This is a genomic window from Candidatus Nitronereus thalassa, assembly GCF_032191465.1.
Classification (GTDB): Bacteria; Nitrospirota; Nitrospiria; order Nitrospirales; family UBA8639; genus Nitronereus; species Nitronereus thalassa.
In genome coordinates, this window is the sequence record NZ_JAQOUE010000002.1 from 568,806 (window position 1) to 581,930 (window position 13,125).

Consider the following 13,125-nt stretch of genomic DNA (forward strand, 5'->3'; position numbering starts at 1 on the left):
CTATGGCAAAAAGGCCTAAACCATGTCTGACCTCCATCGCTATAGCCCTCAACCTCTCAGCATTTTTGGCTTTTTCCTCTGTCTCATTAGTACCTTGTGGCTGCCTAGTGCCATAGCTGAAGAAAAATTAGAAATAGGATTATTTTCATCTGCCGAGCCGGAAGGATCTTTTCCTCAAGGATGGGAACCCCTCACCTTTGAAAAAATTCCTCAACACACCGCCTACGAGTTAGTCAAAGATGGTGGCACCGTCGTGGTCAAAGCCACCAGCAAGCAGTCATCATCTGGGCTCACTCGAAAGATGAAGATTGATCCTAAACAATTTCCCATCGTTCAATGGCGGTGGAAAATAGAAAACATTATTCAAGGTAGTGATGTCACTAAAAAAGAAGGCGACGATTACCCTGCCAGAATTTACATTACCTTTGAATACGATAGCAGCAAGGTGGGATTTTTCGAAAAGGCCAAATTCGAACTGATTCGCCTTGCCTATGGCCAATATCCCCCAACCGGGGCCATCAATTATATCTGGGAAAGTAAGGCTCCGATTGGTGCTGTAGTGCCCAACCCTTATACGGATTACGTTCAAATGATCGTGACGCAAAGCGGAAGCCAACGCGTCGGCGAATGGGTCATGGAGGAACACAATGTGTACGAAGACTACAAGAAAGCTTTTGGGGAGGAACCGACACATATTTCCGGTGTGGCCATCATGACAGACACCGACAACACCAAAGAATCCGCCATCGCATATTTTGGAGATATTCTTTTCAAACAATCGGCCACATCAGAATAAACCGTCGCCTGCTGGAATTTGTAAGGTTCTTCACAGAAATATTTTTATGAAGGGCGTAACATATAATCCTTTTTATTGACATACCAGGAACACTAGGAGCCCAACCCCAAAGCTGTGGGGTATTATCACCCTAACCACATCGCTCATTTTGAGGGACCTATCATTCCACAAGGAGGAGTTCATCATGATATCCACAAAATCTATTCTTGTGAGCACTGCGCTCTCCAGTCTGTTGCTTGCCTCAACCGCCCATGCAGGGCCTGGCCACGAAGGGGGGCATGGCGATTCTGCCGCAGGCCAATGTCATGGCGTGAACGCATGCAAGGGACATGGTGCCTGTAAAGGGGCCGGTCATTCCTGTGAAGGGAAAAACTCTTGCGAAGGGAAAGGCTGGCTAAAGATGTCCAAGGAAATGTGTGAAAAATTGAAAGACGGGAAGTGGACTCCCATGCCCCAAAAGAGCTAATTCTGGAGCAGGGTTAGCATCGAAAAATATTTGTTGATCAGGAGGTGACCGACTATGAATTCAAAACATCGTTTACTGACCAGCGCTGCACTCACGGGTCTCTTACTTGCCGCTGGATGTGCCCATCATGATAGCCATGGAGTCTATGGCAAAGGGGGCTCCCATGCCGCCCTGGGACAATGCCACGGCGTCAATGCCTGTAAAGGCAAGGGAGACTGTGCGTCCGCCACACACGATTGCTCCGGTGAAAACTCTTGTGAAGGTAAGGGCTGGATCAAAATGTCAAAAGCTATGTGTGGCGATATTAAAGGCAGCACCTGGAAGGCGATGCCAGAGAATATGAAACACAAAGGCTAACCCTTTCCAAAATGGCAACAAAAAGGCTGTGCATCATCCCGAGACGCACAGCCTTTTTTGTTTATCCAACAAGAGGTTTTGCTAAAAATAATTCGGAGATCCCCCTGCCTTCCATTTAATATTACATCCGGCACTAGGCTTTTGATCCTGAGAGACGAGTTGTTTGGCCAACACCGCATCCATCGCAGCTCGCAAGTCTTTTCCCGTGACCGGCTTGCCATTGCCAGGACGGCTGTCATCTAACTGTCCACGATAGACCAACTGTTGATTGTCATCAAAAAGAAAAAAATCTGGCGTACAAGCTGCGGTAAATAACTTGGCAACCTCCTGTCCTTCATCATAGCAGTAGGGGAAGGAAAACCCGTTCTCCTGCGCCATCGCTTTTAATTGCTCTGGACGATCATCAGGATAATTTTCTATATCATTGCTACTGATGGCAATCATTGTAATCCCTTTTTCCCCATATTCCTTTCCCAACCGAGCAATCTCTTCTTGCACATGGATGACATAGGGACAATGCCGACAGATAAACATCACTAGGGTGCCAGGATATCCAGCAAGTTGAGTTGAGGATATTTGTTTTCCCGTCACCACATCCGGCAACTCAAAATGGGGGAGGGAAGTTCCTAGTGGCAACATTGTGGATTTGGTCAAAGCCATCGCGAATGATTCCTTCTAATTACAAAAAGATTGGAAACAGGGAAGAGCGAGAGTGAAGGCAGCCCCAGCTATCACTTCCAAGGAAATCGGGCTGCCAATCGCTACAATGGTTACTCCTTTTTCCATGTCCGAAATCGTTTAAGCAATTCTTCTCGAATATCGTCAGGTATGGGTTCCGCAGGAAGCTGCCCAAGCGTGCGAATCGTTGTCTTCATTTGAGACAAATACGCGCGGCAACCTCGGCAAAAACCCAAATGGATTTGGAAACGAAGTCGTTCTGAAAAGGACAAACTTCCCTCCAGGAAATCCGTCATTAAATTCACCAAATCCTGGCAGGAAAAATTTCCCGCCATATAATGCATGATTTGACCTTTCAGTTCGTTCGACATCAATGGGTTGCTTTCTTTTCAATTAGTTGCTGTTCGATGAATTTCCGCACTTTGGCCCTGGCTCGATGGAGCAAAACCCGTTGATTGGTCTCCGTAATCTCCAAAATATTACAGACATCTTTTGCATCCAGTTCTTCGATATCCCGCAAAGTCATTACATGGCGCTGAACCGGCGGCAGGGCATTAATGGCTTGTTGGATAAGCACACGGCTTTCTTTTGAAAGTAAGAGCCTTTCAGGGGTTTCCTCATCCCACATACTGGGCAGAGTTGACCAATGACCGGCTAAGGCACCGGATTGAATAAATCGGTCTGGTTCTCTCCATCCTTCATCATCACCCTCTCCCTGTCCATCGCCTGAATCCAGAGACTCATACCGCCGCTCCCGCTGGCCGCGAGTTTTGGCCCTATTCGTCAAAATCCGAAACATCCACGTTTTCAACGATGACCGGCCTTCAAACCGTGGGAGACTCTCTAAGACGCCCTGCCAAGTTTCTTGCACCACTTCCTCAGCCACAGCTCGAGAAGGCACATAGGCCATGGCTAAGCGTAACAACGCCCCATAGTATGTCTCAATCAAAAACCCAAAGGCTGATTCATTCCCTTGTCGTAATGCTTCCACGAGCACCTGCTCCTCCTTCCATTTTCCGGAAGGGGAGCCCGACGATTGTTGAGTATCCTCTTCCTGCATAATGCCTTCCCGATTTTCTCATCCATCGGCACACGTGGGGGATACCGGCACGCATTCAAGCAAAGGAACCGAGTCTGCTATGAGCCGGAAGCATTATGGCTAGGGAGGGGTGATGAATCAAGACCAAGCGGATTGGAGTAAGCCCCCATCAGCTTTCTTGATATCAGAAAAAAATAAACAGACGGAGAAGGGAAAGCTTGAATACAACTCGGCAAAATGGGGTGGGCAAGGCAAGCCGAAATGACTAGCAATCAAGAAAATTTCAATATCTGTGCCATGATTCCAGTCCTCGTGGAAGACTGCGTCTTTTTGAGAATATGTTTAATATGTTCTTTCACAGTATGCTCACTAATATTCAATGAATCGGCGATTTCCCTGTTCGTCCGCCCATCCGCAAGTTGAATCACAATATCGTGTTCACGATCAGTGAGATTGAAGTGTTTTTTGGCTTCATCAGTAGGGACTTGGGTCCGCCGGCCAAGTTTTTCTAAGAGAATTAAAAACCGAGGTTCATGTTCATCCTGGCCAGGGATCAAAAACCCCCGAAGCAAAATGGGATGAGAGGCCTCACCAATCACTCGACGCAACTGTATTTCTTCGTCCTCCTTTGAATCACCCCCAGGTTGAATTTCCTGCTGCAGGGCATGACACAAGTCTTGAATATCTTTTGGAATGCCCCCATTTCCTGTCGATTCATGACCAGAGTTCCCCTGCTCTTGTAACACACGATGGCATATGTCCTCTGCCTCGGAATTCATAAACAACAGACACATGGACCCTGTTAACGTCAGCACCCCAGGGACCGCACGTTTTTCCACAATTTTTTCGAGGAAAACCTCGGTATTTACACTGGCTTGTTGCTTGGATACTTTATGAGTCATTACTTATCGATTCCTGGTCATCAAACTGGCGTGGAACATTGTTTCATGCATGCCTTACGAACCATTCAGGTAGGGCCCCCAAGTTGATGGAAAATGCCGATTTCAAATCCGTGGGAATTCTCAACCACCCCATGATTGGTATTCCCAGATGTGTAGTCGGCTAGGCAGAACGGTTACTTAATATTCAGCAAGTAAGTCATCACTTCCCCTAGGATCACAATGGCGCCTAACAAACAGCAATAAGACAAGCGTGAATGAACGAGGATGATTGGCTCCCCCTTTTTTCATACACCAACACCCCGAGCATGCAAACTGAAGGAATTTGGGAAATGGGCTTATGCGGAAGGATTCATCTTTATGGAGGAAAGAAACAGAAAAGGCCCTCCCCCTCACTAAGAATGCCATTAGGCATTATCAAAAGGGGAAGGGCCTCAACCCTGGGAATCAAGAACGCTTAGCTCTCTTCTTTTTTAATTTGCTCGCTCAGGTAGTTTTGCAAACCCACCTGCTTGATGGTTTCTAATTGTGTTTCTATCCAATCGATATGCTCTTCTTCATCCTTAATCATATCCTCAAGCATATGCCGTGTGGCAAAATCTCCAACCTTGGTACAATGAACGACACCCTCGCTCATCAACTTGACCATGGCTTTTTCTTTGTCGAGATCCGCCTTCAATTGTTCCGGGACATTTTCCCCAATCTTGACTGTGCCCAATCGTTGCATGTTGGGCAGCCCATCAAGAAATAAAATATGATCAATCACTGCCTGTGCATCTTTCATCTCGCCGTAACTTCGGCCGAGCACATGGTGATGAAGTCGCTCATATCCCCAGTTCTTACACATTTTTGCGTGCAAGAAGTATTGATTAATGACGGTCAATTCCTCCGTCAAAATCTTGTTGAGTAAACTGATCACTCCTTCTTTGGCTTTCATACCGGCCTCCTTTCCCAATTTCTAGTTTTAAAAAATTTTGTTCATCACAATTTAGTGAAAACCCGGTGAAAATCTGGATATGTTTAGTTACCAGCCTAGTCTCATGCTACATCTCATTTTCGGAATATGTCAATAGAATACTTTAGGTATTTATTCTTAATCATGATTCTCTTTCTCAACTTCGCTGAGATGGACTCTCAAGTTCGCTGATATGAATTTTCAACTTCAGCTTACACCAGGATCGAGAGAGGGACAGAAAGTCACGAGGCATCGGTTGACCGATATTCTTGGCCAGTGCTACCGTCCCCCTATGTCCTCACCCACCACCAATCGTCCACCCAATCGTCTCATCCACGAAACCAGCCCCTATTTACTTCAGCATGCGCACAACCCTATTGATTGGTATCCTTGGGGCAAGGACGCACTCTCACGAGCCCAGACTGAAGACAAACCTATTCTCTTATCCATAGGATATTCGGCCTGCCATTGGTGCCATGTGATGGAACGTGAATCGTTTGAGAATGAGGAAATCGCTAAACTCATGAATCAGGACTATGTCTGTATCAAAGTGGACCGAGAGGAACGCCCCGACCTCGATGAAATTTACATGCAAGCTACGTTGGCCATGAACCAAGGCAACGGGGGATGGCCCATGACGGTATTCCTCACCCCCGACCAACAACCCATCTTTGCCGGCACGTATTTTCCACCGACTGATAAATGGGGACGCCCGGGTTTTAGTACTGTGCTAAAAAAAATCGCGGAAGGTTGGCATAAAGACCGAGCCGAAATTGTGGACACTGCTTCACGGTTTACCGCGAAACTCCAGAAATCCATTCAAGTTCCCTCTCCCACTACCATTGGGCAGGATGAACTGGATGCCGGAACTGAACAATTTGCGAAACATTTCGATCCCGTGTTTGGCGGATTTGGGCAAGCCCCAAAATTCCCTCCTGCCACCGGACTCTCGTTTTTACTTCGCCAATATCATCACACGGGCAACGAACATACCCTAACCATGGTTCGAAAAACCTTGGACGCCATGGCCGCTGGCGGAATGTATGACCACATTGCCGGTGGGTTTTCTCGCTATTCCACAGATGAACGTTGGCTAGTCCCGCATTTCGAAAAAATGTTGTACGACAATGCCCTTCTCGCCAAAACTTACGTCGAAGCCTTTCAAGTCACTCAAGCGGACAACTACCGGCGAGTCGCCACTGAAATTCTCGATTACATAATTCGAGAAATGACGTCTCCGGAGGGAGGATTTTATTCAGCCACTGATGCGGACTCGGAAGGCGTGGAAGGAAAATTTTTTGTTTGGGACCCCGAACAAATTAAAGCGATTGTTCCATCTGAAGAAGACGCGAAACGCTTTTGCGCCTACTATGACATTACCGATGAAGGCAATTGGGAACATCATAGTATCCCCAATACCCCTCGTGCTCTTGATGCTGTCGCTCAAGAAATAGACTGCTCGCCAGAGGAACTGCAACAAACAATAGACCGTGTGCGTCCCCTCGTCTATCAGGCCCGATTAACTCGAGTTCCCCCAGGGCTCGACGATAAAATCATCACCGCGTGGAATGGAATGATGATCAGCACCATGGCCGAAGCCAGTCGAGTATTTGGTCACCCTCAATATTTGCAAGCTGCCACCAACGCCGCGGATTTTCTTCTTCGAACGCTTTCAAGGCCAGATGGTGGTCTGTTTCGCACCTATCGGGAGAACAAAGCCCATCTCGATGCATATCTTGAAGATTATGCGTTTCTCATCGAAGCCTTGATAGATATCTATGAAGCAGGCGGAAGCGAACACTATTTATCCGAGGCCGTTCGATTGGCTGAACGGCTGCTCCAAGATTTTTCCGATCAAGAATACGGTGGATTTTTCACCACGGCAAAAGATCATGAAACCCTCATCCTCCGAAGCCGTGAAGGCCCCGATGGCGCCACTCCTAGCGGAAATGCCGTGGCCGCCACGGCGCTGGCCAGACTCTCGTTTCATTTCGGACGAGAAGATTTACGTGACGCCGCAACACAAGCCATTCGTGCCTATGGCCAACAAATCGCCCAAATCCCGCGCGGCTTTGCGAAAACCTTGATTGCCTCTGATTTACTACTCAAAGGCCCAATTGAATTAGCGTTAGTCGGAAGCCCTGAGGGCCACCAGGCATTGGAAGCCCTTTCAAAAGAACTGAGGCGTCATTTCGTGCCGAATCGAATTATCGCTCATTATGATCCTCAAAACTCCAAAACCTCGCATCCTCTTCTGAAAGACAAAACCTTAGTTAATGGACAGCCAGCGCTTTATATCTGCAAAAATTTCGCCTGTGCCGCTCCCCTTACCGACCCGAAACTGATCAAACAGGCTTTGGCCCATCAGCTTCATCCTGATCCGGATCAACCAACAACCCAAACCACCACACTCAAAACTTCCGGCATCACCGGAAAAGCGACGGCACAGGGAACGGCAGCCTATGTTTCACGCATGTTGTCCCACTCCAAGTCCAACCGCCCATCAGCTTCCGGGTATGGTCCTTTGGGATCAACGGGGTTGACGACCTCTCGAATTGGATTTGGAGGATACCGTATTACGGAAGGTCACGATGAACACCGAGAAGCCTTACGTAAAGCCTTGCGTGAGGGATGCAATATCATTGATACCTCAACGAACTATACGGATGGTAGCAGTGAACGTTTGATTGGGCAGGTGATCAAGGAATTACTGCAGGCTCAAGAAATGACTCGCGAAGAAGTGATCGTGGTTTCGAAGATTGGCTATGTACAAGGCCAGAACCTGGCTCGCGCGGAAACCAAAGAGCAAACCGGACATCCATATCCTGATATGGTGAAATATGGCGAAGGGTTGTGGCATTGCCTCCACCCTGAATTTCTTGAGGATCAGTTTGCGCTATCACTGGATCGTTTGGGGTTGGAAACACTGGACGTGTGCTTACTGCACAACCCTGAATATTTTCTTTCCGACGTTAAAAACCAGAAGCTCATCGTGGATAACGAAAAGCTCCAAGAACTGCGAAACGAATTTTACCGTCGACTACAACAAGCCTTCGAGTATTTTGAGACGCAAGTCACCGCAGGACGCCTACAATACTATGGCGTCTCATCCAACACCTCGACGACCTCTCCCGATGATCCCGAAGCCACCTCACTCTCTCGCATCTATGAATGTGCCAAAGCCGCGGGCAACACTCTTGGAAAATCTTTCCCTGCATTCCGAGTCTTGCAACTCCCCATGAACTTGTTTGAATCAGGGGCATTACTCACTCCCAACACTGGCAGCGACACCTCCAAGACAGTTTTGGAATTTGCACAACAAGAACAGATCGCCATACTTGTCAATCGACCACTCAATGCCATCCCCTCAAAACATCGCGGCATGATTCGATTGGCCAATCCCCACACGGAACCCGTGGAATCAACTTTTGAGGAGCTATACGAACAACTTGGAACCTTGGAAGAGGAATTTCGGGAAAAATTCGTCCCGCATATTCCTTACTCCGGCAAGGGCCTCGAGCCAAAAGACTTTTTCTCATTCACCGAGGAACTGAAAAATCTACGACCCCGCCTCCAGGGACTTGAACACTGGGATCAGATTGAATCACAGATGATCGCCCCACATGTCAATCAAGCGCTTCAAGTCGTCTCCAAACACCTTGGCGAGGACCACGCGAATGCCTGGAGCAATTGGCAACACCGCTACATTCCAAAACTTTTGACCTTTTTTCTGGTGTTGCGAAAAGAATCTGCACAAAAAAACCGTGAGGCGATTTCTGCAATATCAGGACTCATCGATCCCCATCTACCGAAGGATAAACGCTCCGAATCCATTTCCTCCAAATCTCTCTGGATATTAACCAGCACCTCAGGAGTTACCTGTGTCCTCAACGGCATGAGAACATCTGCCTATGTTGAAGAAGCACTCAAGGTCTTACACTGGGCGCCCCTTTCCAACCCCCGAGATGTGTTTGAAAAAATCAGAAATCCTCAATAGGCACCAGACCAGTTTTTCCACAATCGAACAAAATTTTCAGTTTCTTGTTGCAACACATCACCCTTTGGATTTACCATCAAAAGCCTTTGTTCTTGCGCTGTGTGAATCTCCGTGGTCTTCGAATAGAGGTTTTGACTGACAAGAACAGCTCCGTCTTGATCAGTCCGGTATACCTTCATGCCTTGTTGTTCATAATGTTGAAGGACCGACGGCGCTGGATGCCCATATCGGTTCCGCTGCCCAGCAGATACCACTGCGATCTTTGCCGTTAATTGTTTAACCCATTCCTCACTAAACGAACTCTTTGCCCCATGATGGGGAATTTTTATCATTGTCGCACGTTGAACCTGAGGGTCCTGGGCCATTCGCTCCAAGGCGTCCACCTCAGCATCCGCCGAGAACAAGATAGAATGATCTCCACAGGTAAGACTCAAGACAACCGAAAGATTATTGAGGTCAGCCCCACTATAATGCTCCTTCGCCATCGGTCTTACTTTACTGATTTCTCTCGATGGATTGAGCGACCGCAACTGACAAGGGCTTTCTCCTTCTAGTAGGTTGCTCCCAGCCCATGCAACCTGCGACACAAGATTTTGTTCTTCTACAGCATCAATCAAATTTTGATAAAACGGCTCTGGTCGTTGCACCCCGTTGGTCCAATAATACCCAACCTCAAAGTGCCGAATAATCCACGCCAATCCGCCCACATGATCAAGTTGCGGGTGGGTGGCAATGAGATGATCAATCTTGCGGATACCTTGATCCCACAAATACGGACCAACCACCGACCGCCCCATATTCCACCGTTCATAAGCGGCTCCCCCATCAATGAGTAGGACTTGCCCTTCAGGTAATTCAAGAAGCGTGGCATCACCTTGCCCAACATCGAGGAACGTTATACGCAAGGTATCATCACTGAAGAATTGCCGAGGAGACCAAAGCCACCAACTGATAAGTCCAACCAGTATAAATGTGCTACCCCATCGCAGCATGGGCCGATGATCTCTGAATACCAAAAAGAGACAGAAGTAAAATGCGCCAATAGCTAAGGGGGCCGGCGAAGCCACATGCCATTCAGCCCCAGGTATCTCCGCAATGATATGAACCAACACATTGAGCCCATCCAATAAACGTTGATTGAGCCCTGCCAAAGGAAGGTGCTCCATATCCAAGGCCAATGTAAGGATCGAGGAAAATAAGCCCAATGGCACCACGAAGAATCCCACGAACGGCACCACCACCATATTGGCTAAAACTCCCAGCCAGGCCACTTGATTAAAGTACAGGGCCACGAGGGGGAGTGTGGCGAGCGAAGCCGCACCAGATATGAGAAAGTATTGTTTGATCCAGTTCTTTAGTTTTTCGCTCGAAGATAAAACAAATTCCCAGTCGTCTTCAGGAGGGGATGTCAATTGCAGAGCCAACGCAATGGCAAAGACTGATACATAGGATAGTTGAAAGGACAGGTCATAAATCACCATGGGATCGAATAGCGTGGCAAATAAAGCCGACAGGCCCAACGCGATCATCATCTGCCGTTCATGGCCAAACCACACAGCCAATAAGTATAACGCGATCATGATCAGCGATCGCACCGTTGCGACATGAGCTCCCGATAGCAACGTATAAAATCCCACCAAAGGTAGAGTGAGAATCACGGCAAGTTGTTTGGGAGTCAACCGACAGGAAAGACGTTCCAACCATGGCGCCGGAATTCGTCGGGCACCCCCCCTTACGATAAAGAAGGAAAGGAATGCCAACAGGCCTAGGTGTGAACCAGAAATTGAAATAATGTGAACCGTCCCAGTCGTCATGAAATCATCACGAACCGCCTGGTCAAGATAACTTTGTTCACCCACTATCATCCCTAAAAACAGACCGCGCGCGGGCTCGCCAATGCTTCGTAACACAGCCTGGCGAACCTGATCTCTCCAACGATCAACCCGGTTCCAAGCATTTAACAGAGTGGCATCCGAACCTGAGCCTTTGACTTGAGCTCCATCCGGCCCGCGCACCAAGGCCACCGCGTCAACCCCGCGTTGTTGAAGAAATGCACCATAGTCAAATCCACCGGGATTTCGAGTCCCAAACGGTTCTCGAATACGGGCCTTCACTTGTATTTCATCTCCCCGATACACTGCCCCCTGAGGATCAAGCCAGGTTAATCGAAGTATCCCTGTAACAGGTTGCTTATTATTTTTCTCTCCAATGGATTGCACGGACACGAGCATCGTCACTCGCCCTGGCGAATGTTGAACAGGCTCCACGATCACTCCGGAGAGAAAAGTGGTTTGTTCGCTGATAAGGTGGCGAAACGCACGTGGGGATTGATCCCATTGATTGATGGCCCAATAGCCCACACCAGCCATTATGCACGCATAGAGAACCAGACTCTTTTGATAGGTCAATACCGAATGACGCTCACACCACGTGAGTCCAACCGCACACAGCAACAAAATGGAAATGATTGAGATGGGAATGTATAGAAGATAGGACCCACACCAGAGTCCAGCAAGGAAGCATAGGATGCTAAGCAGAAGAAATGGCGGCACGAAACTTGAGAAAGACACCCACGTTAGCCTATGGCAGCTTTGACCACCCCCACTAACTGATCGGCCACTTGCCGAATTTGATTATCATTTTGTCCTTCCACCATGACACGAACGAGGGGTTCGGTACCGGAATACCTAACAAGGACGCGACCCGTCCCATTCAAGGCTTTTTCACACGACCGTATGGCAGCTTGCAATTCAGGAATTGAATCAAGGTCTGGCTTTCGACTGACTTCAACACCCAGCAAAACCTGAGGTACCGCTTCCATACACTGGGTCACCACCGACAGGGGTTGTTCAGCTCGTTTCATCAGCTTTAACATTTGAAGGCCAGAAATCAATCCATCTCCGGTCGAATTATAATCTAAGAAAATAAAATGTCCCGATTGTTCGCCGCCGAGATTATGACCATTGGCCAACATCTGCTCGAGGATATAACGATCACCCACGGGGGTACGAAGGAGAGAAATTCCGACTTTCTGCAACGCCACTTCAAAACCAAAGTTACTCATCACGGTTCCCACCACCGTCTGTTTTTCCAGACGCCCCCGTTCGTGAAGATCAAAGGCGAATGCGGCTAACGCCTGATCTCCTGAGACCACGTGCCCTTCTTCATTAACAAACACTGATCGATCAGCATCCCCATCCAAAGCAATGCCGATATCAGCCCCTTGAAGCAACACTTCCTCTTGCAATCGTTTCGGACTCATGGCGCCATAACCGGCGTTAATGTTGGTCCCATTTGGCTCATCCCCAATCACTGACACTTCAGCACCCAATTCCCGCACTACCTTGGGAAACACCGAATAGCCCGCCCCATGAGCGCAGTCCAGCACAACCTTGAGCCCCTGGAAGTCCATTTCACGCGGCAGTGATCGCTTGACGTATTCGATATACCGGCCCTCGGCATGGTCAATTCGATAGGCTTTCCCAATCTCCTTGGCTGTTGGACGAAGATGTTCTATTTCATTGGTGAGAATAAGTTCTTCTATTCGTAGTTCAACTTCATCCGGAAGCTTCAATCCGTCATTTGAAAAAAACTTAATCCCATTATCTTGGTACGGATTATGAGAAGCCGAAATCATGACCCCCGCATCGGCTCGAAGGCTGCGAGTTAAAAACGCCACTCCAGGAGTCGGCATCGGCCCCACCAGCAACACATCCACACCCATTGAACAAATCCCGGAAGTTAAGGCAGACTCCAACATGTACCCGGACAATCGTGTATCCTTGCCAATGACAATTTGGTGGCGACCTTCACGCCGTTTGAACAAGTGAGCCACCGCACGACCCAACTTCATGGCGGTCTCACTTGTCATGGGTTCGAGATTGGCCACGCCACGCACACCATCTGTCCCGAATAACTTCCGCATGAACCCTCCCTGA

The 13,125-nt window shown here is 48.3% G+C and carries 11 protein-coding genes; 4 read left to right on the forward strand and 7 right to left on the reverse strand.

Features of this window, described 5'->3' with window-relative positions; all coding sequences use genetic code 11:
* Positions 1-22: 22 nt before the first annotated feature.
* From PPG34_RS17935 to bufA2 (PPG34_RS17945), 3 genes are all read left to right on the forward strand, one after another.
* Complete coding sequence (locus tag PPG34_RS17935) at positions 23-796, forward strand: DUF3047 domain-containing protein (protein WP_313834822.1); 774 nt, start codon at positions 23-25, stop codon at positions 794-796.
* Between the two features lie 184 nt (positions 797-980).
* Positions 981-1,262 carry a BufA2 family periplasmic bufferin-type metallophore gene (bufA2, locus tag PPG34_RS17940; protein ID WP_313834823.1) on the forward strand — a complete coding sequence of 94 codons (282 nt, stop codon included), beginning with the start codon at positions 981-983 and terminating at the stop codon, positions 1,260-1,262.
* 54 nt (positions 1,263-1,316) lie between these two features.
* Complete coding sequence (bufA2, locus tag PPG34_RS17945) at positions 1,317-1,619, forward strand: BufA2 family periplasmic bufferin-type metallophore (protein ID WP_313834824.1); 303 nt, start codon at positions 1,317-1,319, stop codon at positions 1,617-1,619.
* A gap of 81 nt (positions 1,620-1,700) precedes the next feature.
* Here bufA2 (PPG34_RS17945) and PPG34_RS17950 read toward each other — a convergent pair whose 3' ends face one another.
* From PPG34_RS17950 to bfr, 5 genes are all read right to left on the reverse strand, one after another.
* Positions 1,701-2,279 carry a thioredoxin family protein gene (locus PPG34_RS17950; protein ID WP_313834825.1) on the reverse strand — a complete coding sequence of 193 codons (579 nt, stop codon included), beginning with the start codon at positions 2,277-2,279 and terminating at the stop codon, positions 1,701-1,703.
* Positions 2,280-2,389: 110 nt separating this feature from the next.
* Positions 2,390-2,668 (reverse strand): anti-sigma factor family protein, encoded by a 279-nt coding sequence (locus PPG34_RS17955; protein ID WP_313834826.1) that lies wholly within the window; start codon positions 2,666-2,668, stop codon positions 2,390-2,392.
* On the reverse strand, positions 2,668-3,357 hold the full coding sequence (locus PPG34_RS17960; protein WP_313834827.1) for an RNA polymerase sigma factor: 690 nt from the start codon (positions 3,355-3,357) through the stop codon (positions 2,668-2,670). The genes PPG34_RS17955 and PPG34_RS17960 overlap by 1 nt, the downstream gene beginning before the upstream one ends.
* A 251-nt stretch (positions 3,358-3,608) precedes the next feature.
* Positions 3,609-4,238, reverse strand: coding sequence for a helix-turn-helix transcriptional regulator (locus PPG34_RS17965; protein WP_313834828.1), 630 nt, complete (start codon positions 4,236-4,238; stop codon positions 3,609-3,611).
* Between the two features lie 454 nt (positions 4,239-4,692).
* On the reverse strand, positions 4,693-5,172 hold the full coding sequence (gene bfr, locus PPG34_RS17970; RefSeq protein WP_313834829.1) for a bacterioferritin: 480 nt from the start codon (positions 5,170-5,172) through the stop codon (positions 4,693-4,695).
* A 211-nt stretch (positions 5,173-5,383) separates the two neighbouring features.
* Here bfr and PPG34_RS17975 point away from each other — a divergent pair, with 211 nt between their 5' ends.
* On the forward strand, positions 5,384-9,187 hold the full coding sequence (locus PPG34_RS17975; RefSeq protein WP_313834830.1) for an aldo/keto reductase: 3,804 nt from the start codon (positions 5,384-5,386) through the stop codon (positions 9,185-9,187).
* On the opposite strand, the gene PPG34_RS17980 is transcribed toward PPG34_RS17975, so the two are convergent.
* Positions 9,181-11,757, reverse strand: coding sequence for a DNA internalization-related competence protein ComEC/Rec2 (locus PPG34_RS17980; RefSeq protein ID WP_313834831.1), 2,577 nt, complete (start codon positions 11,755-11,757; stop codon positions 9,181-9,183). The genes PPG34_RS17975 and PPG34_RS17980 overlap by 7 nt on opposite strands.
* Positions 11,758-11,762: 5 nt before the next feature.
* Complete coding sequence (gene glmM, locus PPG34_RS17985; RefSeq protein WP_313834832.1) at positions 11,763-13,112, reverse strand: phosphoglucosamine mutase; 1,350 nt, start codon at positions 13,110-13,112, stop codon at positions 11,763-11,765.
* Positions 13,113-13,125: the final 13 nt, after the last annotated feature.